The organism is Bradyrhizobium sp. Ghvi (genome assembly GCF_900115265.1).
In the GTDB taxonomy this organism is placed as follows: Bacteria; Pseudomonadota; Alphaproteobacteria; order Rhizobiales; family Xanthobacteraceae; genus Bradyrhizobium.
In genome coordinates this window covers 597,312-619,873 of sequence record NZ_FOVU01000003.1, presented here as the reverse complement: position 1 = coordinate 619,873, position 22,562 = coordinate 597,312, and the positions used below count along the sequence as shown (strand labels likewise).

Sequence of the window (22,562 nt, the reverse complement as noted above, 5' to 3'; positions counted from 1 at the left end):
CTGACGTCAGGAGTCTGACTTGGGACGTTGTCCGAGGAAGAAGGACGAGGACTTCAGCGGCGCGAAGGTCGGCCGCTTCAGGCCGGCGCCGACGAGCGGCGCGGGGTCGAGCGGCGCCTTGATCGCGGCCGTGGTCTGGCCTTGCGGCGCATCCGGCGTGCAGGTGCCTGCGATGAAGCTCGGCTCGGGTCCGAACGCGCTGCCGCGGCGGGCGTACTTGTCGTAGGAGAGCGGCAGGGTGTTGTTCAGGCCCTCATGGCCGTTGCCGCCCTTGGCGTCGATCGCCATCATCTCGCTCTGGCACATCTTGCCCGTCTCGACGCACATGTTGAGGATCAGGCGGTAGAGATCGGAATCGACCGTGCCCCAGCGGCGCACCGGCTCGTTCTCGCTGGGCTTTTCGAGCTGGAGATACTCAGTGCGGCCAAGCGAGCCGCCGGCCGATTTGGCCTGCGCGACCCAGGCATCGAAGCCCTTGTCGTCGAGGCCCTGGAAGCTGAAGTGCATGCCGGAGAATCCGGCGCCGCTATAGTTGGCGGAGAAGCCCTTGTAAGTGCCGGCGTGGTTCACGACGGCGTGGAGCTTCGTCTCCATCCCCGGCATCGCGTAGATCTGGCCGGCCAGGGCGGGGATGTAGAACGAGTTCATCACCGAAGAGGCGGTGATGCGGAAGTTGATCGGGCGATCGACGGGCGCGGCCAGATCGTTGACGGTGGCGATGCCGTAATCCGGATAGATGAAGAGCCACTTCCAATCGAGCGCGACGACGTCGACCTCGAGCGGCGCCTTGGACTGGTCGATCGCGCGGTCGGCATGGATGCGGCCGAGCGTGCGATAGGGGTCGAGCAGATGCGTCCCCATCCAGGTCAGCGCGCCCAGGCAGACGATGATCAATAGTGGCGCCGACCAGATCACCAGCTCGAGCTTGGTCGAGTGATCCCAGTCCGGCTCGTAGCGGGCCGAGCTGTTGGACTGGCGGTAGCGCCAGGCAAACAGCACCGTCAGCGCCATCACGGGGACGACGATCAGGAGCATCAGGACGGTGGAAATGATGACGAGGTCGCGCTGTTGCGCCGCGATATCGCCGGCTGGCGCCAGCACGATGTAGTTGCAGCCGCTGAGCGCAACCGCCAGGGGTAGCAGCGCCAGGATCTTGAGACGGGACACGGGCCGAGCCTTATGAGAATGAGTTTCCTTTGCGGGGCCAACGGGTAGCTGCGGCGCAACAATCCGGACATTGGACAATTTGTCCAATGTTGCGCTGCGGGATGTTGGGTCAGAGAGGGACAGATTGCCTGGCGCCCGCCGGGCGGTCGGCTTTGGTTTTCAGGACGTTAAGGGCGCACGAATGGCGACGGCACAGACCCCCGCAATGGCAGACCTCCACTCGGGCGAGCACGGCCACGACCAGGCCAGTCCCGCCGAGATCGCCATCGGCGTCATCATCGGCCGCACCTCGGAATTCTTCGATTTCTTCGTGTTCGCGATCGCCTCGGTGATCGTGTTCCCGCGCTTGGTCTTTCCGTTCACTAGCGAGCTGACCGGCACCCTCTATTCCTTCATGATCTTCGCGCTCGCTTTCATGGCGCGGCCGATCGGCACCGTCATTTTCATGGCGGTCGACCGCAGCTACGGCAAGACGGCCAAGCTGATCTCGGCGCTGTTCCTGCTCGGCACCGCCACCGTGGCGCTCGCGTTCCTGCCCGGCTATTCCGAGATCGGCGTCGCCGCGATCTGGCTGCTGGCGCTGGCGCGCATCGCGCAAGGCTTGGCCTGGGGCGGCGCCTGGGATGGCATGGCCTCGCTGCTGGCGCTGAATGCGCCCGCCTCCAGGCGCGGCTGGTACGCGATGGTGCCGCAACTCGGCGCGCCGCTCGGACTGATCGTCGCGAGCGCGCTGTTCGCCTATTTCGCCGGCAATCTCTCCGCCGAGGATTTCTTCGACTGGGGCTGGCGCTATCCGTTCTTCGTCGCCTTCGCCATTAACGTCGTGGCGCTGTTCGCACGCCTGCGCATGGTGACGACAGAGGAATACGCCTCGCTGTTCGAGACCCGCGAGCTCCAGCCCGCGCGCATTTCCGACACCGTCGCGCGCGAAGGCCACAACATCATGCTCGGCGCATTCGCGCCGCTGGCAAGCTTCGCGCTATTTCACATGGTCACGGTGTTCCCGCTGTCCTGGGTATTCCTGTTCACCCGCGAGAGCCCGGTACGCTTCCTGATCATCGAGATCGTCGCCGCCGTGTTCGGCGTCGCCGCTATCGTGGTCTCCGGCATCATCGCCGACCGTGTCGGGCGCAAGTCGCTGCTGATGGGATCGGCGATCGCGATCGCGATCTACAGCGGTTTCGCCCCGCAGCTGCTCGATGCCGGCGCGTTCGGCGAGACCATCTACATGGTGATCGGCTTCATCCTGCTTGGCCTGTCCTTCGGCCAGTCCTCGGGCGCGATCGCCTCGAACTTCAAGCAGATGTACCGCTACACGGCCTCGGCGCTGACCTCTGATATGGCCTGGCTGTTCGGCGCCGGTTTCGCCCCGCTGGTGGCGCTGCTCCTCGCTACCAATCTCGGCGTCATCGCCTCGGGTGCGTACCTGCTCTCCGGCGCGTTCTGGACCCTGCTCGCACTCTGGCTCAGCGGCCAGCGCGAGGCGGGTGACATGGACGCCGGCGAATCGTCGAACTGACGGGAATAAAATTCGAACCCAACGATCCTGTTTGCGGACCGCAAGCAGGAGATCACATGAGCATCCGGCCCTATTCCGTCGTCCGGCGAAGCACTGCAAGCCTGGGTCTCGCCGCGATCGCTGTTGCCCTTCTGTGCGCAGCCGGTCCCGCTGATGCCACCGGCAATGCCGCGCGCGGCCAGACGCTCTATAAGGGCTGCGCAGACTGCCACTCCATCAACGAGAATGGCGTCGGCCCGATGCATAAGGGCGTGGTCGGGCGCAAGGCGGGCAGCGTTCCCGGTTACGATTATTCGCCCGATCTGAAGAATTCGGGAATCGTCTGGACCGAGGAAACCCTCGACAAATGGCTGACCGGGCCGCAGGCGATGGTGCCCGAGACCAAGATGTTCTTCGACGTGCCGGATGCGCAGGATCGCGCCGACATCATCGCGTATTTGAAGGAAAGGGCGCGGTAATCCAGCGGCAGGGTCTTTGCGGATCGAGGTCCCGGGTTCGCTGCTCAAGCACGCCCCGGGATGACGCGGTTAGCGCGCGTCAATCCGTCACGATCTTCACGCGGTCGCGCACCTTCACCTGCGCGGTGCGATCGAGGCCGTTCAGCACACGAAAACGCTCGGTGGGGTGGTCGACGCCGGCCATGCGGTGCGACAGCGATTCCACGGTATCGCCGGGCTGCACGGTGATGACCTTGATGCGGAGCGGTCGCGCGGCCTGGATCTCTTCGAGCGTCAGCCGGCGGAATGAATTGACGGTCTCGCGCGCATTGCGCTCGCTCTCGGTCGATTTCTGCCGCGTGGCGAAGATGAAGCGATAAACGTCGCTGCCGAAGCGCAGCGCATAGACCTTGAACTGCCACTGGTCGCCCTTGGCGGTGGCGGACGCGGCCGGGAAGCCGTTGATGGTGATATCCTCGGTGGATGCTTTCTCGACGCCCTCCATCCAGCCGGAATTGAGATAGTCGCCGAGCGACTGCTCGGCCGGCACGCGCACGACGTCGAAGCGCATCGCCTGCGAGCCGCCCTCGCGCACGCCGATCACCGCCTGTGCGGTGTTGTCGAGCGTGAAATTATCAGGCGCCTGGAAGGTGAAGCCGAGTTTTGGGTGCAGGAAGCGTCGGCCGCGGACAAAGCCTTCGCTGGGGTCCTCGCCATAGACGAGGTTGTCGATCGCGGCGAGATAGCTCTCGCGGTCGCGCTCGGCGCCTTCGGGCGCCGCATATTGCCGCGCGATGGTCTGCGCATTCTGCACCCGCTCGGGCGTGGCCGGATGCGACGACGTGAAATCCTGCGCACGCGGGTCGAGCGAAGTCTTGCCGGCCTTCAGCTCGGCATTGCGCTCCATTGCCGAGAGGAAGCGGGCGGCACCATAGGGATCGAAATGCGCCTTGGCGGAGATGCCGACGCCGATGCCGTCAGCCTCGAACTCCTGGTTGCGCGAAAAGCTCGCCATGGTGAGCTTGGTCTTGGCGAGGGCGAGCGCGGTGAGATCGGGGTCGTTGCTCATGTCGGTGACGACACGGGTGACGATCGCAGCCTGGCGCGCCTGGTCCTCGCGCATCGCGGCGTGCTTGGAGAGCACATGCGCCATCTCGTGGCTGAGCACGGAGGATAATTCCGACGTATCGCTGGCCAGCGCGAGAAGCCCGCGCGTGACGTAGAGCTGGCCGTTCGGCAGCGCGAAGGCGTTCACCGCGCCGGAGTTGAGGATGGTGACCTTGTAGCCCTGGTCGGGGCGGTCGGACGCGGCAACGAGCCGGTCGACGGTCTTGCTGACGAGCGATTCGAGCTTCGGGTCGTCATAGGTACCACCATAGCTCGCCAGGATGCGCTCGTGCTCTTTCTCGGTTGCAGGGGTTTGGGCGACCGCCGGCTTCGGCTTGGGCATTGCGACGGTCGGCGGGGCGGCGGCGGTCTGGAACCGGCCCATGTCGCCGCATCCGGCGAGCGCCGTGGCGAACGCAAGGCAAAGCACGGCCGGCGCAGCCCGCAGGCGGCGGCATTCACCTCGTCCGTGCCGTTCTAGCACCCTATCCACGTTGCTTAACCTGTGCCTGGCCTTAATTTAAGGCCTTACCCCTGTCGGCTCGTTTGCGCTCAGCAACTCGACCTGTCCCACGAGGCGCGCCTCGATACGCGGCCCCGTACTCCCCTCAACCCAGCCCCGAACACGAATACGTCTATTTTCCAAGGACTTAAGGGTTATTCCGGCGTTTTCGAACGCCGGCAGATTGCGCTTTGAAATAGTCACAGCAAAGCCGCGTGTCCAGCTTCGTCCGAAGTTGAGATAGGTCATTGCCCCAGCTTGCCGGACCGACAGGACTTTGCCCTCGACCACCATAAAACGCCCGATCCCGGCCAAAATATCGTCCGGACTTTCCGCGTTTTTTATGGCCGACAGGTCAACCCAACTGCCCTTTTTTTGGCGTCGCGCCTCGGCTTCGGACGCCATCAAGGCCGTTGCGCACTCCTTGTCCGCGATCTCGGCCGAGACGAGGGCATCGCCCTGAGCGAGCAGCCTCGCCTGGATAGAGGTATCGCTTTCGCCGATGAACACCAGCGCGCCCTGACGGCCGTAGCGGTCCGGCGTGTCGTCAGTGCTGCGCAGGATGACATCGCGGCCGACGAGCAGAGAGGTCAATGCTTGCTTCGTCGCTGCTGTCGCTTCGATCCCGATGAGGCGGACCTCGCGGCCGTCCTCGAGACGTATGCTGCGTGCATCGACGACCGCCGCGACGCGGCCCTCGTCTTGCGTGTCGAATTGGCACGGCATCGCGAACGCTGTGTGACCTGCGAGGAAGACAAGCGCGACGACGAGGTGAAGAAGGGGTTGCGTCACATGACCCGTAAAGGTTGCGTTATGCTATAGCTTTACCTCAAGTATAGAGCGTCGCAAAGGCGTTTCCCACGCCCCCTGCGAGCGCAGCGACGCAATTCAGATTCTTTCCGCAGTGAGATTCTGGATTGCGCTCCTGCGCTCGCAATGATGTGCAGATATCTAATCCATCCCTCACCATTCCGTTTTGCGGAAAACACAAAGCCGCCGTGCGCAGCGCATCGCGCTTCCGCTTGCTGCGCTCTTGCGCATGCGGCATGATTGCGACAACAACGATAATCAAGCCGCCATCAGAGCCAGGCGATCAAGGGAGATGTTTTCCATGAAGCATATTTTGTCGGGCATTTTTGCCGCCGCGTTTGCCTTGAGTGCGAGCGCCGCCGCGCAGGCCCAGGACAAGCCACCCCTGAAGATCGGCGGCATCCTCGATATGTCGAGCCTCTACGCCGATATCACCGGCCCGGGCAGCGAGACCGCGGCCAAGATGGCTGTCGAAGATTTCGGCGGCGAGGTGCTGGGACGCAAGATTGAGGTGCTGGCGGCCGATCATCAGAACAAGGCCGACCTCGCCGCCAACATCGCCCGCGACATGCTCGACAATCAGGGCGTCGAGATGATCTACGACGTCGCGGCCTCCGCCACCGCGCTGGCCGCCGGCGAGATCGCGAAAGCGCGGGGCAAGATCATCATCTTCAACGGGCCAGGATCGATCCGTCTCTCTAACGAGGCCTGCGGTCCCACCACCGTACACTATGTGTTCGACACCTACGCCCAGGCCAATGTCACGGGCCTTGCCGCCGTGAAATCGGGCCTCGACACCTGGTTCTTCCTCACCGCCGACTATGCCTTCGGCCAGGATCTGGAGAAGGACACCAGCGCCGTGGTCACCAAGACCGGCGGCAAGGTGCTGGGCTCGGTGCGCCACCCGCTCAACACCTCGGACTTCTCGTCATTCCTGCTGCAGGCGCAGGCCTCGAAAGCCAAGGTGATCGGGCTCGCGAATGCCGGCGGCGACACCGTCAACGCCATCAAGCAGTCGGCCGAGTTCGGCATCATGAAGGGCGGCCAGAAGGTTTCGCCATTGCTGGCCTTTGTCACCGACATCGACTCGATCGGTCTCGAGACTGCGCAAGGCCTGCTGCTGGCCGAAGCCTTCTACTGGGACATGAACGACGAGACGCGCGCGTTCTCGAAGCGCTTTGAGGAGCGCGTCAAGCGGCCGCCGACCTCCGCGCAGGCGGGCGTCTATTCCTCCGTCACGCACTATCTGAAGGCGGTGAAGGCGGCGGGCACGACCGATGCTGCCGCGGTCATGAAGGTGATGAAGGAGACGCCGATCAACGACTTCTTCGCTCATAACGGCAAGATCCGCGAGGACGGCCGCATGGTGCACGACATGTACCTGTTCGAGGTGAAGAAGCCGTCAGAGTCCAAGGGCCGCTGGGACGACTATAAGCTGCTGGCGACCGTGCCGGGCAATGAGGCGTTCCAGTCGCCGGAGCAGTCGCGCTGCCCGCTGGTGAAGAAGTGACGCGAAGCGTCGTCCCGGGGCTCGCGTAGCGAGAACCCCGGATCCATCGGGCGGCGGGGACGGTCGAAGAATGGATTCCGGGCTCGCGACTTCGTCGCGCCCCGGAATGACGAAACGAGAGAGTGGCGCCACAGAAAGGTAAACACCCATGAACGACATGGTCCTGCAAAAGCTCGAAGGCGGACTGCTCACCATCACCATGAACCGTCCCGAGCGCAAGAATGCGCTCAATCCGGAGATGGTTGCAGGATTGGTCGAGGCCGCGCGGCGCGCGGCTGACGATCCCGAGGTGCGCGCGGTGCTGTTCAAGGGGGCCGGCGGCTCGTTCTGTGTCGGCGGCGACGTCAAGTCGATGGCTGCGGGCCGCGCGCCGCTGCCGTTCGAGCAAAAGCTTGCGAACCTCCGCCGCGGCATGGAGGTCTCGCGCATCCTGCATCAGATGCCCAAGCCCGTGGTGGCGCAGCTCGACGGCGCCGCGGCCGGCGCCGGCCTGTCGATGGCGCTGTCCTGCGATCTGCGTATCGCCAGCGAGTCCTGCAAGATCACCACCGCCTTCGCCAAAGTCGGCTTCTCCGGCGATTACGGCGGCACCTATTTCCTCACCCAGCTGCTCGGCAGCGCGCGGGCGCGCGAGCTGTACCTGATGTCGCCGGTGCTCACGGCGAGGGAGGCGCATGCGATCGGCATGGTGACGAAGGTCGTGCCCGATGCCGAGATCGACGTGGCCGCGCATGAGCTCGCATTGTCGCTGGCTCAGGGGCCCTCGATCGCGCTCGGCTTCATCAAGCGCAACATCAACAATGCCGAGCATCTGCCGCTGGAGGATTGCTTCGATGGCGAGGCGATCCATCACACGCGTTGCGGCGATACCGAGGACCACAAGGAGGCCGCGAAGGCCTTCGTCGAGAAGCGCAAGCCCTCGTTCAAGGGCGCATGACGATGGCGCCCTATATGCGGCTGCGGCAGATCTGTCTGGTCGCGCCGCGCCTTGAGCCTGTCATCTCCGATGTCGCGGAGATCATGGGCCTTTCCGTCTGCTACCGCGACGGCAACGTCGCAAAGTACGGCCTGGAGAATGCGCTGCTACCGGTCGACACGATCCTGCTGGAGGTGGTGGCGCCGTTCAAGGACGGCACCACGGCCGGGCGCTTCATCGAGAAGACCGGCGGTCGTGGTGGGTACATGGCGATCTTCAGCTGCAACGATCCCGGCGGGCGCGGCCGTCAGGCCAACGCGATGGGCGTGCGCACCGCCAACGTGATCGACCATGCGCCCTACCACGGTGTCCAGCTCCACCCCCGCGACTGCCGCGCCGCCTTCATCGAGTTCAACCACACCGAAGGAAGCGACGACATTCTGGGCCCGTATCCGCCGGCCGGACCGGACTGGCAAAAGTTCATCCGCAAGGACGTGACGCAGGCGCTGACGGCGGTGGAGATGCAGAGTCCGGATCCGCAGGGGCTGGCGGAGCATTGGGGCAGGATCATCGGGATCGCTGCAGATGGCGCCGAATTAAAGCTGCCGAACGCCACCTTCAGCTTCGTCAAAGGCGCCAGCGAAATCATGAGCGCGCTGGAGTTCCGCGTGGCGGATGCCGCGAGTGTGCTGCATGCCGCGAAAGCAAAAGGGCTTGCGGTTGCGGGCAACGAATTTCTGCTCGGCGGCGTGACGTTCCGCGTGAGCTAAACGTTTGCCGGCGCTTCCGCCTCCCCCACAAGGGGAGAAGGAAGGAGAAAATCACCGTCCCTTGAAATTTGCCACGCGCCGCTCTTCCGTGGCTTTCACGCCTTCCTTGAAGTCCTCCGTCGCGCGCAGGCGGGTCTGCTCGGCGAGCTCGTGATTGGTCGCGGCCATGACGCGGTCGGCGAGGCCTGCGCGCATCGTCGCGCGGGTGGCGAGGAGGCCGAGGGGGGAGCACTCGGCGATTTCGCCGGCGAGCTTCATCGCGGCTGACTTCACCTGATCTTGCGGCACCAGCTCGTTGGCGAGGCCCCACTTGTACGCCTCTTCGCCGGTGACGCGGCGGCTGGTGTAGAACATCAGCTCGGCGTTGTTCTTGCCGATCAGTTCGGGCAACGTCGTCGTCAGGCCGAAGCCAGGGTGGAAGCCGAGTTTGGTGAAGTTCGCGGAGAAGCGCGCTTCGGGGCAGGTGACGCGGAAATCGGCGGATACCGCGAGGCCCAGGCCGCCGCCGATGGCGGCGCCCTGCACGGCGGCGACAATCGGCTTCTTGGCGCGGAAAATGCGCACGGCCTGAATGTAGAGATGGTTGATCGGGCCGAGATTGTCGGCCGGATCGCCCTTGGCCTTGTTCTCGGCCTCCTTCGCTTCCTGCGCCTGCCGCGCCGGATCCTGGAAATTGGCGCCGGCGCAGAACGCCTTGCCTTGCGCCGACAGAACGGAGGCGCGGATCTCGATGTCGCGATCGAACTCGTCGAGCGCGTCCGCGATCTGGTTGATCAGCGAAATGTCGAAGAAGTTGAGCGGCGGCCTGCGGATCTCGATGGTGCCGACGTGTCCGACCTTCTCGACGCCGATATCTTTGTAGGTGGTCATCATATCCTCGAATGATTAACGCAGGCCCAGCCCGCGAGCGATGATGCCGCGCAGCACCTCGGTGGTACCGCCCTGGATAGTGAGTTTCGGGGCGGTCTTGATGGCGAAGTCGAGCTGCCGCTCCAGCGTCTCGCGGTTGGTCGCGGTTTCCTCGACGAAGGCGGCGAGATCGCGCACGCGGTGCGGAAGCTGCTGCTCCCAGACCGTGCCGATGTCCTTGACGATGGACGCTTCCACCACCGGCTCCTTGCCGGCCTGCAGCATGCCCGCCACCGAGACCGACATGCGCCGCATGGTGTGGAGCTGTGCGACCAGGCGACCAATGCCTTCGGCGCTGCGCGTGTCCGGATTGGGGCCGACCGCCCGGACCAGCTCGGTCAGCACGTAATAGGTTTCGAGGAAGCGTTCGGGTCCCGAGCGCTCATAGGCCAGCTCGCTCGTCGCCTGCTTCCATGCGCCATCGACCTCGCCGAGCACGTGATCGTCAGGAATGAAGTGATCGGTAAACACGACCTCGTTGAATTCGTATTGCCCGGTGATCTGGCCGATCGGGTTCACCTTGATGCCGGGCTGCTTCATCTTGACCAAGAACTGAGTGAGTCCGTGGCGGCGGTTCTCCTTGGTCGGCGGCGAAGTCCGGAAGATCGCGATCATGTAGTCGGCGATGTGCGCCGACGAGGTCCAGATCTTGGTGCCGTTGATGAGATAGCCGCCGTCGGTCTTGGTGGCGCGTGTCTTCGCCGCGAACAGGTCGGAGCCGGAATTCGGCTCGCTCATGCCGATGGCAAAGCAGATCTCGCCGCGGCAGATGCGCGGCAGGATCTCCATCTTGATGTGCTCGGGCGCATATTTGAGCAGCACCGGTCCGCTCTGGCGATCCGCGACGAAGAAGCGCCGCGTCGGCGCGTTGGCGACGCGCATTTCCTCGGTCACGACGTAGCGTTCGAGGAAGGAGCGCTCCTGGCCACCATATTTCTTCGGCCAGGTCATGCCGAGCCAGCCTCTGGCGCCGACCTTGCGCGAAAATTCCGGCACGTCGGTATCTTCGCGGTTGGGCTTGTGCGGATCGAAGGTGCCTGCGGCGATTTCCTCGGCGAGGAAGGCGCGCACTTCCTTGCGCAATTGCTCGCACTTCTCGGGCAGGCGGATCGGGTCGAAACGGAGGGCAGCGGTCATGTGTCTCTCTCCGATCAGCGCGACGCCACGAGCGGCCACAATTCGTCGGCTCCTCTGGAGGCGACCAGCTTGCCGAGCTCGACGGCCCAGTAGCTCTCCGAACCGAAATCGTCGCGCCAGGCGAGCGCTCGCAGCGAATAGCGATGCAGGATGTGCTCGATGGTGAAGCCGATCGCGCCGTGCACCTGATGCGCGATGCCGCCGCCTTTCTCCGCAGCTTCCGCGCAACGGATCTTCGCGGAGGCGGCTTCGAGATAGATCTCGTCATTGAAGGACGTTGCATTCGCGATCGCATCGGCGGCTGATGTCGCAGCCGCGAGCGCCGCGGCGGATTCGCCGGCGAGGCGGGCGAGATTGTGCTGCACCGCCTGGAATTTCGAGATCTTCTTCTCGAAGGCGACGCGCTCGTTGGAATAACGCACGGAGATGTCGAGCATGGATTCCAGCGCGCCCGCGATCTGAAGGCTGCGGGCGACGCCGCCCATCAGCATCAGGGTGGTCTGGGTAACGCCATCAGGCGCGGGCTTGATGGTAACGGGCTGCACCTTGTCGAGCGTCACGATGTCGCTGTGGTCGTAGCCGACGTTGAGCCCGGATTCGATTCGACCCTTGCTCGCATCGATCAGCGCGATGGAGATGCCTTCCTTGCCATGTGCCAGCACCGCAAACTGCTTCGCTGTTTTGGCAAAAGGCACGCCGCGTGCGCGGCCGGACAGCGTGCCATCGGCATCGATCGTGATGCGGTCCTTTGGAGAGGACGGCACGACCGTCATCTCGCCTTGGGGCGAGGGGATCCTGGCCTGCGCCAGCAGCCAGCCTGCGAGCATGGTCTCGGCCAGGGGAACTGCGACAGCGAAACGGCCGGCGGCGTTCAGCAGCGCAAAGCCGTCCGCAAGGCTCGCACCGGAGCCGCCGAGATCGTCCGGCACCCACGACAAGGGCAGGCCGGCTTCGCTCAGCGCCTGCCACAGCGGCGCCTGCCACGCACCCTTCTTGTCGTTGTTGATGGTTTGCGGATCGGCGAGATCGGCGAAGATTTTTTCCGCGGTCTCGACGACGATATTGTCACTCTCCGCCACAGCGTTCCCCGTATTTTGCCATTGGCGCGTCCTGCCCGATGGGTGCGGCGCGCACTCTCTTCTTGCGCCCGATGATCCGAAAAAGCCATGGCCCTGACAAGCATTGATCGCAGGTCAATCTGCGGTGCGGGCATGGGCGATAAGCTAATTCCGCTTAGCGGAGTTTGCTCGATTTGCAGGGCGCGGCAAACTCGCTAAACAGGGCCTTCAATCAAGGGAGGGAAATCCGGATGGCCAAGGACAGTTTGTGCGCAATCGTGACGGGGTCCGCGTCCGGCCTCGGGGCTGCGACCGCGGAAATTCTCGCAGCGAGCGGGGCGCGGCTCGTCATCAATTATTCGTCGAGCCAGAAGGAAGCCGAGGCCACGGCAGAGCTCTGCCGCAAGGCGGGTGCGGCGGAGGTGCTGGTTGCGCAGGGCGACGTCTCGAAGGACGATGATTGTCGCAGGATCGTCGCGGCGGCAAGCGGCTGGGGCCGGCTCGACATCCTCGTCAACAATGCCGGCACCACCAAGCACGTCGCCCATGCCGATCTCGACGGATTGTCGGCGGAAGATTTCCAGCGTCTCTATGGCGTCAACACCATCGGCCCGTTCCAGATGGTGCGCGCGGCGCGCAGCCTGCTCGAGGCCGGGTCGAAGGCGTCGGGGCGTCCGTCGGCCGTGGTCAACGTCTCTTCAGTGGCCGGCCTCAGCGGCGTCGGCTCGTCGATCGCCTATGCCGCGAGCAAGGGTGCGCTCAACACGATGACGCTGTCGCTGTCGCGCGCGCTGGCGCCGCTGATCCGTGTCAACACCGTGTGCCCCGGCTATATCGATACGCCCTGGTTCACCAAGGGCCGCGGCGAGGCCGGTGCAAAACAGGTGCGTGACAGCGTGATCGCGAAGGTGCCGCTGAAGGTCGCTTCATCCGCCGAGGACATCGCGCAGCTGGTCTGCTTCCTGGCGATGCCGGCCTCCAGCAACATGACCGGTGAGGTCGTGCGCATGGATGCTGGGATGCATTTGATTACGTGATTGGCGACGCGCTCTCTCTACGTCATGGCCGGGCTTGACCCGGCCATCCACGTGAGGCCGCGCGGATCGAAAGACGTGGATGCCCGGGTCAAGCCCGGGCATGACGACGCGGAGGCAGCGCGCCTCTATCACACGGCTGGCGCCGTCACCCCTTGATCACGCCGCGCGCGACCAGCCGGTGCCAGATGAACAGCACCACCACGGCGCCGATCGTAGCCATGATGAAACCCGCGCCCTGATCCGGACCGTAGTGCCCGATAGCCTGACCGACGAAGGTCGCCAGGAATGCACCGGCGATGCCGAGGATGGTGGTGAGGATGAAGCCGCTCGGATTGTTCGGTCCCGGCGCCAGAAAGCGCGCGATCAGGCCGGCGACGAAGCCGACCACGATGATCCACAACAGGCCGCCCATGCTCATGTCATGCTCCCCTTTTCGAATGCGAAGACCCTGATGGGTCAAATCCGTCCCGCGATCTCGTTCTCGGTCGGCAGCCGTCCGTCCGGCGTCAGATGATCGACCACCCGCGGCAGATATTGGCTGAGGCCGGAGAGCAATTCGTCGCGCGATAGCCCGCTCTGGGCTGACAGGCTGTCGATCTGATCGGCCCCGAGCGCGTTGGCGAGATCGCCGGGTGCGATCGGCTTATTGTCGCCCTTGCTGACCCAGGAGTTCGCCGTATCCCCGTGGCCGCTCTGCTGCAGCTGGTTGAGCAGATCGCCGAGCCCGCCACTCAGTATGCTGCCGGCCGCGCCGCCCGCAAGCAGGCCGCCGAGGCCGCCCTTGAGCACGTCACTCAGACCACCGCCTGTGCCTGCGTTCACCGGCGGAGGTGCGGGCGCCGGCGATGGCTGCGGCGCGGAGCCGGACTGGGGCGCGGTGAAATGCTTGAACGCCTTCCAGGCAAGCAGGCCGAGGATCGCCATGGTCATCGGCGACATGCCGCCGGAGGACTGCTGTGAGTTCGGGGTGCTGGGGCCGCGAGGACCGTTCTGCATGCCGTTGAGGACGTCGAGTAGACCCATGGTGCTCTCCTTTGGCGTTCTCGTCGGCGAGCTCTCGCCGGTAACAAGCCCCCGGCGCAAAAACATATGGGGCTGTCATGACGGTTACAAGGCAGACGTCCCTTGGTCGCAATGGGCAGACGGCCTCGCCTCTGCGTCCCTGCTCTGCTATCGAAAGCCGGTCATTCAGGGAGCAGGTCAGGTGGTGACGGATCGACCGATCGTGGTGGCCGGCGCAGGCGCGATCGGCTGTTTTGTCGGAGGCCAGCTGGCGGCCGCCGGCCGTCGCGTCGCCCTCCTGGTGCGGCCGCGGGTGAAGACAGAGATCGAGCGCTTCGGCCTGCGGCTCACGGATTTCGACGGCTCCGAGAAGAAGCTGGAGGCAGGCCGGCTGGCGCTGTCGGAGGAGCCTGCGATCTTTCACAGCGCCGGCATCGTGCTGGTCACGGTCAAGAGCGCCGACACGGCCGATGTTGCGGATCAGATCGCCCGGCACGCACCCGAGGATGCGGTCATCGTGTCGCTACAGAATGGCGTCGATAATGTCGCCGTGCTGAATGAACGGCTTGGCGGCCGGCGCGTGCTCGCCGGCATGGTGCCGTTCAATGTGGTGGCGATGGGGGAGGGGCGTTTCCACCGCTCGAGCTCCGGCGACATCCATGTCGGGGAAGATGCGAGCAACACTGCTGCCGCGTTGTCGGTGCCCGGTCTCACCATGCGCGCGGACAGCGACATCACCGGCGTGCAATGGGGCAAACTGATCATCAACCTGAACAATGCGCTCAGCGCGCTCTCCGATCTGCCGCTCGTCGCGCAATTGGCGGACCGCGACTGGCGGCGGTTGTTCGCGGACCAGATGGCGGAGGGGCTTGCCGCGCTAAAGGCTGCCGGCATCACACCCGTGTCGGCAACGCCGATTCCCATGAGCTGGACGCCGACCTTGTTGAGATTGCCCGACGTGATCTTCAACGCAATCCTGGGGCGCACGATGAAGATCGACCCCGAGGCACGCTCGTCGATGTGGCAGGACCTGAAGCAGGGTCGCACGACCGAGATCGATTATCTGCAAGGAGCCGTCATTGCGCTCGCCGAGCAGAACAGGGTCGCAGTGCCGCTGATGCGCCGCATTGTTGCGCTCGTGAAGGAGGCGGAGACGTCAGGCAAGGGGCCGCCGGGGCTTTCGCCGCAGCAGATCCGCGGTATGGCTTGAGAACGACGGAGAAGTGCAATGAAGCGCTGTTTGATGATCGGGCTCGCGCTGGCCTCATTCTGCGGCGCATCAACGCTCGCCTACGCCCGGCCCCCGACGGTCATGAACTCTCCCGGCTATGACGCGCGCTTGCAGGAGAGCAGGAAGGCGCTGGGCAATTCGCAGACGGCGGCGCCTGAACTCGCGCCTGCGCCGGTGTCCACACATAAGCACTCGAAGAAGAAGCGAACGCACTGAGGATCCGGCGCCAATCTCCATCCACCTAGGCATGACGGATGTAGAGACAGCTCAGCTCTTCTTTGCCGGCTTGCTCGGTGTCGGGCTGAACAGCTTCTTGATTTCGCTCAGGCTCTCCGACAGCCGCGGCCATTCGCAGGAGAACGAGCCCTTGGTGCAGGGCGCGCTCTTTGATCGCGCACTGACGGTCTGCTGCACCTTCGGCCGCTCGACCGGAACGGGGACACGCTCGACCTCGGTTCGCAGAACAACCTGCTGAAGCTGCTGCGCTTGCTGTTGCTGCTGCTCGCGCTGCTGGCGTGCCGTCGCCTGGACCGCCTCGTTGTTGCGGCGTTGATCGGCGAGATAGGCGGTGTAGGATTCGTCGATCTTCTTCTGCTCCTCCGGGGTCGGGTTGGGACCTGCGATGTCGAAGGTGCGATCCTGGAGGAAGTCGTAATAGGTGTAGCCGCCACCCACCTTGCGCCGGCCAGCGAACTTTGCGTTGCAATCCGCAAGTGCTGCGGTCTTTTCGGCCTTGGTCGCGGATTTTTCGGCCGCGTCGGCACATTCCTCGAAATCGACGGGCGCGCGCTTCCACCATTGCGCGTGGGCATGCGACGAGGTCAGCAGAAGAAAACCTGCTGCGGCAACGAGAACAGGCGCCGCGCGACGCGATGCAACTTCGTCCGACATTCTACGAGAGCATTCCCTGTAAATCTCAACCCCAACCGAGTCGGGACAGATTTTTGCTCCATTATCGCCAACTTGTCACCCTTGGAACCCGTGAATTTCATGACTGCACTGCTGACATTTTTTGCTTGACGTGGCCAGGGAGTCACAGCGGCGCGCCGCACACGATGCGCTTAGAATTTTATCGGTTTGATGCGAGGGGAAATATTCGTCATGAGGGCGCTGAGCTGGCTGGCGGCAATTGGATTGAAGGTCCGGTTCCGCCTGTTACACTTCGTCTCCTCATCCTGTGGCGACGCCAAGAAGACGAAGTGGAAACGCCTGATGCTGCTGCCCTTGTCCGACGTGCCGCGCTGGTACGCTCAACGCAAACCCGAAGGCACGATCGCCGTCCAGCATGGGCAGGACAGGCTGACCTGGGACCAGCTCGAGCGCGGCGCCAACCGGCGCGCGCGGGCATTCGTGGCGAAGGGCGTCAAGCCCGGCGATTTCGTCGCGATCGGATTGCCGAACGGCAATGCGTTTTTTGAGACCACGTTCGCGGTATGGAAATGCGGCGCGACGCCGACTTCACTATCGTGGCGGCTGCCGCGCGGCGAAGCGGCCGCCGTGCTCGACATTCTCAAGCCCGCGCTGGTGGTCGGCGGCGAAGCCGACTGGAACGCGTCGAACCGGTTGTCGGCTGATTTCGTGCCGGATGGGTTTTCCGATGAACCACTCGACCCGCCGGTGGCGCGCTACTTCCCGGTCCGCTGTATCACAATGCGCCGTTCATCGTGTCGCACTATGCGCTGTTCGGCGGCGGCAAGCTCACCGGTCTCGTCAAGTTCGACGCCGAGGAGACGCTGCGGCAGATCGAGCGCGAGCGCGTGCAATGGGTCAATTTCGTGCCGACCATGATGCACCGGATCTGGGCGCTGCCGGACAACGTCCGCAATGCCTACGACGTGTCGAGCCTCCAGACCGTGTTCCATATGGCAGCTCCCATGCCACCCTGGTTGAAGGAGAACTGGATCGCCTGGCTCGGGCCTGAGCGAGTCTGGGAGCTCTATGGCGGCACCGAGCGGCAGGGTGCCTGCATCATCTCCGGCACGGAATGGCTGACGCACAAGGGCTCGGTCGGCAAGATCGGCGACATGGCGCGCCTGCGCATCATCGGCGAGGACGGCAAGGACGTTGCGCCCGGAGAGACCGGCGAAATCTATTTCCTCAACAACGACGGCAAGGACGCCACCTATCACTATCTCGGCGCCGAGCCGAAGCGGCGCGCCGATGGCTGGGAATCGCTCGGCGACATCGGCCGGCTGGATGCCGAAGGCTATCTTTATCTCGGCGATCGCCTTGCCGACATGGTGTTGCGCGGCGGCGCCAATATCTATCCCGCCGAGGTCGAGGCCGCCGTCTCCGAAAGTCCCGGCGTGCGCTCTTGCGTGGTGGTGGGCCTGCCGGATCCGGAGCTCGGCCAGCGTGTCCATGCCATCATCGAACCCGAAGCGGACGCGGATGGCCAGGCCATCGCGGACAGCATGGCCGACTTCCTGAAGGACAGGCTCAGCCGCTACAAGCATCCCGAGAGCTTTGAGTTCGTCGGCGCGCCACCGCGCGACGATTCCGGAAAGGTTCGTCGCACCCTGTTGCGTGATGAGCGCGCGGCGTGGATGAAGGAAGGGCGCGCGTTTCGCATCATGCCCGCGAAGGCGCGGGCGCCCGCCGAATAGCAAATCACGGAAGGACCGAACTCATGCCGATTACCATCGCAGCGAACAGCGTGCCGAAGCCGCCCGCCGAACTCATCGAAGGCTTCAGGAACGCACCGACCTCGGTCATTTCAGACAATCTCAGCCGGCTGCCGGGCGCAGTGGGGCTGAAACCCTATCATCGCAGCGGCAAGCTGGTGGGCGCGGCCTTCACGGTGCGCACCCGGCCGGGCGACAATCTCGCCATCCATCGCGCGCTCGAGATGGTCGGTCCCGGCGACGTCATCGTGGTCGATGGCGGCGGCGACGAGACCCGGGCACTGGTCGGCGAGATCATGAAGAACATCGCGCAATGGCGCAAAGCAGAGGGATACGTGATCGACGGTGCGATCCGCGACGTCGCGGCGTTCGCCGCCGACGACTTTCCCTGCTTTGCCCGCGCGGTGATCCATCGCGGCCCCTACAAGAACGGCCCCGGCGAGATCAACGTGCCCGTGACGATCGGCGGCAGCGTGATCTCGCCCGGCGATATCGTGGTGGGTGACGAGGACGGCGTGGTGTCGTTCCCCGCCGCCGGCGCCGCGGCGCTGCTGGAGGCGGTACGCGTCCAGGTCAGGCGAGAGGAAGAGACGCTGAAAGCAATCCGCGAGGGCCGCTACCAGGGGGCTTACGGCAAGTCCTGATCGACCGCATCCTGCTACGCGAAGGGCTTCCGATTCGGCTCTCGCTTTGATATGTACAGCTTCAGGCAACCCGCCTCATGGGCGGGTTCCGCGGTCCCGTAGCTCAGCCGGATAGAGCGGCGGTTTCCTAAACCGTAGGTCGCATGTTCGAGTCATGCCGGGATCGCCAACTAATTCTGGTTTTTAGAATTATCTGCTGCCTCCGTCCTCTCCGCTCGTCAAGTCCCGAATAAAAAAAGATCCGCACGGCTTTGCGCGCCATCGTGCTTGCGGAGCAGGGGCCGTATTCACATCTCCGCTCCCGCAATTCTGGGGTGTGGCCTTGGTTAACAAGGCCGCCCAGTTGCGAATTGTGGAGAAGAACTATGAACCTCAATGGTTTCGACGGCGCCTGGCTGATCCAGCCGGCGCTGTGGGCCGCGGCGGCGATCGCGCTCGTGATCCTGCTGCGGATGGCCAATATTTTCCGTTACATTCCGAACAACCAGGTCGGCATCGTCGAGAAGCTGTGGTCGACGAGAGGGTCGATCGACGGCGGCTTCATCGCGCTGAACGGTGAAGCCGGCTATGAGCCGGAGGTGCTGCGCGGCGGCCTGCACGTGTTCTTTCCGTTCATGTACCGGATCCACAAATCGGATCTGGTCACGGTCGGACAGGGCAAGATCGCCTATGTGTTCGCGCGCGACGGCGCCCCGCTTGGCGCTTCGCAGGTGCTCGGCGCCAATGACACGGACGACCGGTCGGACTTCCAGGATGCGCGGCGCTTCCTGCTCGGCGGCGGTCAGAAGGGGCCGCAGCGCAAGATCCTGCGCGAAGGCACCTATGCGATCAATACGACGCAGTTCGCGATCATCACCGACGATCGCGTCTATGGCCATGCGCTCAGCGAGCAGGAGCGGGGCGTGCTCGACGCCATGCAGCTCACCATCGCCGAGCGTCGGGGTTTTGCGCCCGTCGTGCTCGCGGCAGATCACGACCTGGTCGGAATCGTCACCGTGCATGACGGTCCGTCGCTGCCGCCGGGAGAGATCATCGCGCCGGAGGTCGGCACCGATCTGCGCGATGCCGAGATATTTCACAACAATTTCCAGGAGCCCGAGAAATTCCTGAGCGCCGGCGGCTATCGCGGCCGTCAGCTCCAGATCATCGTCGAGGGCACCTGGTACATCAACCGCCTGTTTGCGACCGTCGAGGCGGTGCCGAAGACCGTGATTCCGGTCGGTAATGTCGGCGTCGTCATCTTCTACACCGGTCCGCGCAGCGACGACGTCTCGGGCGAGCAATATCGCCACGGCGAGCTGGTCGTGAACGGCGGCCGCGGCGTCTGGAAGGACCCGCTGCTCCCCGGCAAATACGCGTTCAACACCTATGCCGGCAAGATCGAGATCATCCCGACCGTCAACTTCATCCTGAAATGGGTGCGGGGCGAGGTCGGCGCGATGAAGCTGGACGAGAACCTCTCGGAGATTTCGCTGATCACCCGCGATGCGTTCGAACCGACGCTGCCGCTCTCGGTGGTGATGCATATCGACTACAAGAAGGCGCCGATGATCATCCAGCGTTTCGGCGACGTGAAGAAGCTGGTCGAGCAGACCCTCGACCCGATGGTCAGCGCGTTCTTCAAGAACATCGCGCAGAAGATGACCCTGATCGAGCTGCTGCAGAACAGGGCCTCGATCCAGGAGGAATCTGCGGCGCAGATGAAAGCGAAGTTCGAGAGCTATTCGCTCGACCTTCAGGAGGTGCTGATCGGCACGCCGCGCGCAGCGAGCGGCGACCACACGATCGAGAACATCCTGATCCAGCTCCGCTCGCGCCAGATCGCGCGCGAGCAGATCGAAACCTATCAGGAGCAGGAGAAGGCCGCTGTTCAGGAGCGCGCGCTCAATGAAGCCAAGGCAACGGCGGCGGCGCAATCGGCGCTGACGCAATCGCTCATCCAGATCAAAGTGAACGAGAACGAAGGCGCGGCGGCACTCGCCCGGGCGCACAAGGATGCGGAGACCCGCAAGGTGACGGCGGCCGCGGTCGGTGAGCAGTCACGGCTCGAGGGCCAGGGCGAGGCTGATCGCGTGCTTGCGGTCGGCACCGCCAACGCGCAATCGACGAAACTCTCTGTCGATGCCTATGGCGGACCGGAGTTCCGCCTGGCCGAGCAGAACTTCGCGAAGTTCGCGGATGCGCTCACCCGGATCAATCAGCCCTTGGTGCCGCAATTCCTGATGTCCGGCACGCAAGGCCAGGAGAACAGCAATGCCGGCCTGATCCCGACGGCAATGCTGAGCTCGATGTTCGGCCGCATGATGCCGGATGCACTGGAGCGTCTCAAGGAGGAGGCGCCGCGGGCCGATCGCAAGTCCAACGGACATTGATCGCCGTCGATTTGCTTGGCCGGCGAGAAAATTGCTAACAAGGGAAACGGGGCCGGAACAGCACGTTCCAGCCCCGTCCTTGCCCACATCAGGAGACGATGATGCCTTTCGATTTGATCCTGCGCGGCGGGCGGGTGATCGACCCCTCCCAGAAGCTCGATGCCGTGACGGATGTCGCATTCTCCGGTGGCAAGGTCGCCGCCGTCGGCAGCGGGCTCAAGGCGGATCAGGCGACCGAGGTTCGCGACGTCTCGCAGTTCATCGTGACGCCGGGGCTGATCGATCTCCACACCCATGTCTATTGGGGCGGCACCTCGCTCGGCATCGATGCCGAGGAATTCTGCCGTAGCTCCGGCGTCACCACCTCGGTCGACACCGGCAGCGCCGGCCCTGGCAATTTCGCGGGCTTCCGCAAGCATGTCATCGAGCCGAGCCAGGTCCGCATCCTGGCTTATCTGCACGTCTCCCATGCCGGCATCTTCGGCTTCTCGCACCGGATCATGGTCGGTGAGAGCGAGGAGCTGCGGCTGATGAATCCGATCGAGGCGGCCAAGGTCGCCGATGCCAACCGCGATGTCATCGTCGGCATCAAGGTGCGCGTCGGGCTACATTCCTCGGGGACGTCGGGAGCCGTGCCGCTCGACATCGCGCTTCAGGTTGCTGACGAGGTCGGCATGCCCCTGATGGCGCATATCGACCATCCGCCGCCGACCTATGAAGAGGTGCTGGCCCGCCTTCGGCCCGGCGATGTGCTCACCCATGCCTTCCGGCCCTTCCCGAATTCGCCGGCGACCGCGCAAGGCACGGTGAAGAAGGCAGTGCTGGATGCGCGCGAGCGCGGCGTGCTGTTCGACATCGGCCACGGCAAGGGCTCGTTCGCGTTCAAGACTGCGCGCGCGATGCTCGCCAACGGCTTCTATCCGGACACCATCTCATCGGATATCCATCAGCTCTGCATCAACGGCCCGGCCTTCGACCAGGTGACGACGATGTCGAAATTCCTCTGCATGGGCATGTCGCTAGCGGACGTGATCGCCGCCTCGACCGAGAATGCCGCGATGGCGCTGCGCCGCCCCGAACTCGGCAACCTCAAGCCCGGCAGCGTCGGCGACGCCACGCTGATCTCGGTCAGGCAGGGCCGGTTCGACTATGAGGACGTCGTCGGCGAACACCTGATCGGCGATCGCAAGATCGTCTCGGAAGGTGTCGTCATCGGTGGCCGCTGGTGGCATCCGAATTAGGTTTGCTGGCCATAGAATTGCAGCAGCCGCGCGCCTTCCGGTGAGAGCCAGTCGGGCGCGCCCGCGATGTATCCTTCGATGCGGCCGCTCGCCCCAACGAGATAAGTGATGGGCATGCCGATGATTGGGAACATCTCGGTTGATGCTTGCGCCGCCGCACCATAGGTGTCGACATAGCAGGCGAGGTCTTTTACGGCGAGGTTGCCCAAGAACGCGCGGACCTTGCGCAGATCCTTCACGTCCGTGCAGATCGCGACGATGTCGAGCCGATCGGGCCGCGATCCCGCGAGGCGCGCCAGCGTCGGGAGGTCGAGCCGGCAGGCCGCGCACCATGTGGCCCAGAAGTTCACCAGGGTGATGCGCCCCGACTTCGGCGATACGACGATGTCCCGGCCGTTCGGGTCCTGAAGCCGCATCCGCGGCATCGCGGCGCGCGGGCGCACGACCGTGAATTGGCTGCGCCCGGCTTCGAACACTGGCGGCCAGCTGTCCTGCGCGCGACTTGCGCGCAGGGAGGCAAGAAGCATCGGCGCTGCGATCAGCAGCGATCGCCGGGACAATGCGCGAGG

The 22,562-nt window shown here is 64.3% G+C and carries 22 protein-coding genes, 1 tRNA gene and 1 pseudogene; 13 read left to right on the top strand and 11 right to left on the bottom strand.

Features of this window, described 5'->3' with window-relative positions; translation table 11 throughout:
- Positions 1-6 precede the first annotated feature (6 nt).
- Positions 7-1,167 carry a ubiquinol oxidase subunit II gene (gene cyoA, locus BM374_RS14185; RefSeq protein WP_092292997.1) on the bottom strand — a complete coding sequence of 387 codons (1,161 nt, stop codon included), beginning with the start codon at positions 1,165-1,167 and terminating at the stop codon, positions 7-9.
- Positions 1,168-1,348: 181 nt separating this feature from the next.
- Here cyoA and BM374_RS14180 point away from each other — a divergent pair, with 181 nt between their 5' ends.
- Positions 1,349-2,686: an MFS transporter gene (locus BM374_RS14180; protein ID WP_092292995.1), complete on the top strand. Its 1,338-nt coding sequence runs from the start codon at positions 1,349-1,351 to the stop codon at positions 2,684-2,686.
- Between the two features lie 56 nt (positions 2,687-2,742).
- Complete coding sequence (locus tag BM374_RS14175; RefSeq protein WP_092292993.1) at positions 2,743-3,144, top strand: c-type cytochrome; 402 nt, start codon at positions 2,743-2,745, stop codon at positions 3,142-3,144.
- Positions 3,145-3,223: 79 nt separating this feature from the next.
- Here BM374_RS14175 and BM374_RS14170 read toward each other — a convergent pair whose 3' ends face one another.
- The 3 genes from BM374_RS14170 to BM374_RS37860 are packed head-to-tail and all read right to left on the bottom strand — an operon-like array spanning position 3,224 to position 5,804.
- A complete protein-coding gene (locus tag BM374_RS14170; protein WP_143270195.1) occupies positions 3,224-4,714 on the bottom strand; it encodes a M48 family metalloprotease in 1,491 nt (496 codons plus the stop codon).
- A 36-nt stretch (positions 4,715-4,750) separates the two neighbouring features.
- Complete coding sequence (locus BM374_RS14165) at positions 4,751-5,524, bottom strand: thermonuclease family protein (protein WP_092292991.1); 774 nt, start codon at positions 5,522-5,524, stop codon at positions 4,751-4,753.
- 37 nt (positions 5,525-5,561) lie between these two features.
- Positions 5,562-5,804: a hypothetical protein gene (locus BM374_RS37860; protein ID WP_143270186.1), complete on the bottom strand. Its 243-nt coding sequence runs from the start codon at positions 5,802-5,804 to the stop codon at positions 5,562-5,564.
- 39 nt (positions 5,805-5,843) lie between these two features.
- Here BM374_RS37860 and BM374_RS14160 point away from each other — a divergent pair, with 39 nt between their 5' ends.
- The 3 genes from BM374_RS14160 (at position 5,844) to BM374_RS14150 (ending at position 8,738) form a co-directional block, all read left to right on the top strand.
- The gene (locus tag BM374_RS14160; RefSeq protein WP_092293486.1) at positions 5,844-7,052 is read left to right on the top strand and encodes an ABC transporter substrate-binding protein; all 1,209 of its coding nucleotides are present in this window, start codon (positions 5,844-5,846) and stop codon (positions 7,050-7,052) included.
- A 148-nt stretch (positions 7,053-7,200) separates the two neighbouring features.
- Complete coding sequence (locus tag BM374_RS14155) at positions 7,201-7,989, top strand: enoyl-CoA hydratase (protein ID WP_092292989.1); 789 nt, start codon at positions 7,201-7,203, stop codon at positions 7,987-7,989.
- Positions 7,990-7,991: 2 nt separating this feature from the next.
- The gene (locus BM374_RS14150) at positions 7,992-8,738 is read left to right on the top strand and encodes a VOC family protein (RefSeq protein WP_177248324.1); all 747 of its coding nucleotides are present in this window, start codon (positions 7,992-7,994) and stop codon (positions 8,736-8,738) included.
- A 51-nt stretch (positions 8,739-8,789) separates the two neighbouring features.
- Here BM374_RS14150 and BM374_RS14145 read toward each other — a convergent pair whose 3' ends face one another.
- From BM374_RS14145 to BM374_RS14135, 3 genes are read right to left on the bottom strand one after another with little or no spacing between them, the layout of a single operon-like run.
- Positions 8,790-9,608, bottom strand: a complete 819-nt coding sequence (locus tag BM374_RS14145; protein WP_092293484.1) for an enoyl-CoA hydratase/isomerase family protein — start codon at positions 9,606-9,608, stop codon at positions 8,790-8,792.
- 15 nt (positions 9,609-9,623) lie between these two features.
- A complete protein-coding gene (locus tag BM374_RS14140; RefSeq protein ID WP_092292985.1) occupies positions 9,624-10,784 on the bottom strand; it encodes an acyl-CoA dehydrogenase family protein in 1,161 nt (386 codons plus the stop codon).
- A 14-nt stretch (positions 10,785-10,798) separates the two neighbouring features.
- Positions 10,799-11,863: an acyl-CoA dehydrogenase family protein gene (locus BM374_RS14135; RefSeq protein ID WP_092292983.1), complete on the bottom strand. Its 1,065-nt coding sequence runs from the start codon at positions 11,861-11,863 to the stop codon at positions 10,799-10,801.
- A gap of 230 nt (positions 11,864-12,093) precedes the next feature.
- Here BM374_RS14135 and BM374_RS14130 point away from each other — a divergent pair, with 230 nt between their 5' ends.
- A complete protein-coding gene (locus BM374_RS14130) occupies positions 12,094-12,879 on the top strand; it encodes an SDR family NAD(P)-dependent oxidoreductase (RefSeq protein ID WP_092292981.1) in 786 nt (261 codons plus the stop codon).
- 145 nt (positions 12,880-13,024) lie between these two features.
- On the opposite strand, the gene BM374_RS14125 is transcribed toward BM374_RS14130, so the two are convergent.
- Positions 13,025-13,297 carry a GlsB/YeaQ/YmgE family stress response membrane protein gene (locus BM374_RS14125; protein ID WP_244552584.1) on the bottom strand — a complete coding sequence of 91 codons (273 nt, stop codon included), beginning with the start codon at positions 13,295-13,297 and terminating at the stop codon, positions 13,025-13,027.
- 38 nt (positions 13,298-13,335) lie between these two features.
- Positions 13,336-13,902 carry a YidB family protein gene (locus BM374_RS14120; protein WP_092292979.1) on the bottom strand — a complete coding sequence of 189 codons (567 nt, stop codon included), beginning with the start codon at positions 13,900-13,902 and terminating at the stop codon, positions 13,336-13,338.
- Between the two features lie 181 nt (positions 13,903-14,083).
- Between BM374_RS14120 and BM374_RS14115 the strand changes: the two genes are divergently transcribed.
- The gene (locus BM374_RS14115; RefSeq protein ID WP_092293480.1) at positions 14,084-15,091 is read left to right on the top strand and encodes a 2-dehydropantoate 2-reductase; all 1,008 of its coding nucleotides are present in this window, start codon (positions 14,084-14,086) and stop codon (positions 15,089-15,091) included.
- Positions 15,092-15,109: 18 nt separating this feature from the next.
- On the top strand, positions 15,110-15,328 hold the full coding sequence (locus tag BM374_RS14110) for a hypothetical protein (RefSeq protein ID WP_092292977.1): 219 nt from the start codon (positions 15,110-15,112) through the stop codon (positions 15,326-15,328).
- Between the two features lie 51 nt (positions 15,329-15,379).
- Here the strand turns inward: BM374_RS14110 and BM374_RS14105 are convergent, their stop codons facing one another.
- Positions 15,380-16,003, bottom strand: a complete 624-nt coding sequence (locus BM374_RS14105) for a hypothetical protein (RefSeq protein ID WP_092292974.1) — start codon at positions 16,001-16,003, stop codon at positions 15,380-15,382.
- Between the two features lie 321 nt (positions 16,004-16,324).
- Between BM374_RS14105 and BM374_RS14100 the strand changes: the two are divergent.
- From BM374_RS14100 to BM374_RS14080, 5 genes and pseudogenes are all read left to right on the top strand, one after another.
- A pseudogene (locus BM374_RS14100) lies at positions 16,325-17,718 on the top strand (AMP-binding protein).
- Positions 17,719-17,741: 23 nt separating this feature from the next.
- Positions 17,742-18,380, top strand: a complete 639-nt coding sequence (locus tag BM374_RS14095; RefSeq protein ID WP_177248288.1) for an RraA family protein — start codon at positions 17,742-17,744, stop codon at positions 18,378-18,380.
- Positions 18,381-18,472: 92 nt separating this feature from the next.
- Positions 18,473-18,549 (top strand) — tRNA-Arg (locus BM374_RS14090).
- Positions 18,550-18,745: 196 nt separating this feature from the next.
- On the top strand, positions 18,746-20,752 hold the full coding sequence (locus BM374_RS14085) for an SPFH domain-containing protein (RefSeq protein WP_092292970.1): 2,007 nt from the start codon (positions 18,746-18,748) through the stop codon (positions 20,750-20,752).
- 101 nt (positions 20,753-20,853) lie between these two features.
- Positions 20,854-21,993 (top strand): amidohydrolase/deacetylase family metallohydrolase, encoded by a 1,140-nt coding sequence (locus BM374_RS14080; protein ID WP_092293478.1) that lies wholly within the window; start codon positions 20,854-20,856, stop codon positions 21,991-21,993.
- Here the strand turns inward: BM374_RS14080 and BM374_RS14075 are convergent.
- Positions 21,990-22,553, bottom strand: coding sequence for a TlpA family protein disulfide reductase (locus BM374_RS14075; RefSeq protein WP_244552583.1), 564 nt, complete (start codon positions 22,551-22,553; stop codon positions 21,990-21,992). The genes BM374_RS14080 and BM374_RS14075 overlap by 4 nt on opposite strands.
- Positions 22,554-22,562 lie beyond the last annotated feature (9 nt).

Coding starts and splice junctions, on each gene's coding strand:
- BM374_RS14160 (WP_092293486.1), top strand. CDS start 5,844: ATGAAGCATATTTTGTCGGGCATTTTTGCCGCCGCGTTTGCCTTGAGT.
- BM374_RS14140 (WP_092292985.1), bottom strand. CDS start 10,784: ATGACCGCTGCCCTCCGTTTCGACCCGATCCGCCTGCCCGAGAAGTGC.
- BM374_RS14120 (WP_092292979.1), bottom strand. CDS start 13,902: ATGGGTCTACTCGACGTCCTCAACGGCATGCAGAACGGTCCTCGCGGC.
- BM374_RS14085 (WP_092292970.1), top strand. CDS start 18,746: ATGAACCTCAATGGTTTCGACGGCGCCTGGCTGATCCAGCCGGCGCTG.
- BM374_RS14130 (WP_092292981.1), top strand. CDS start 12,094: ATGGCCAAGGACAGTTTGTGCGCAATCGTGACGGGGTCCGCGTCCGGC.
- BM374_RS14175 (WP_092292993.1), top strand. CDS start 2,743: ATGAGCATCCGGCCCTATTCCGTCGTCCGGCGAAGCACTGCAAGCCTG.
- BM374_RS14105 (WP_092292974.1), bottom strand. CDS start 16,003: ATGTCGGACGAAGTTGCATCGCGTCGCGCGGCGCCTGTTCTCGTTGCC.
- BM374_RS14125 (WP_244552584.1), bottom strand. CDS start 13,297: ATGAGCATGGGCGGCCTGTTGTGGATCATCGTGGTCGGCTTCGTCGCC.
- BM374_RS14145 (WP_092293484.1), bottom strand. CDS start 9,608: ATGACCACCTACAAAGATATCGGCGTCGAGAAGGTCGGACACGTCGGC.
- BM374_RS14080 (WP_092293478.1), top strand. CDS start 20,854: ATGCCTTTCGATTTGATCCTGCGCGGCGGGCGGGTGATCGACCCCTCC.
- BM374_RS14150 (WP_177248324.1), top strand. CDS start 7,992: ATGGCGCCCTATATGCGGCTGCGGCAGATCTGTCTGGTCGCGCCGCGC.
- BM374_RS14095 (WP_177248288.1), top strand. CDS start 17,742: ATGCCGATTACCATCGCAGCGAACAGCGTGCCGAAGCCGCCCGCCGAA.
- BM374_RS14180 (WP_092292995.1), top strand. CDS start 1,349: ATGGCGACGGCACAGACCCCCGCAATGGCAGACCTCCACTCGGGCGAG.
- BM374_RS14110 (WP_092292977.1), top strand. CDS start 15,110: ATGAAGCGCTGTTTGATGATCGGGCTCGCGCTGGCCTCATTCTGCGGC.
- BM374_RS14155 (WP_092292989.1), top strand. CDS start 7,201: ATGAACGACATGGTCCTGCAAAAGCTCGAAGGCGGACTGCTCACCATC.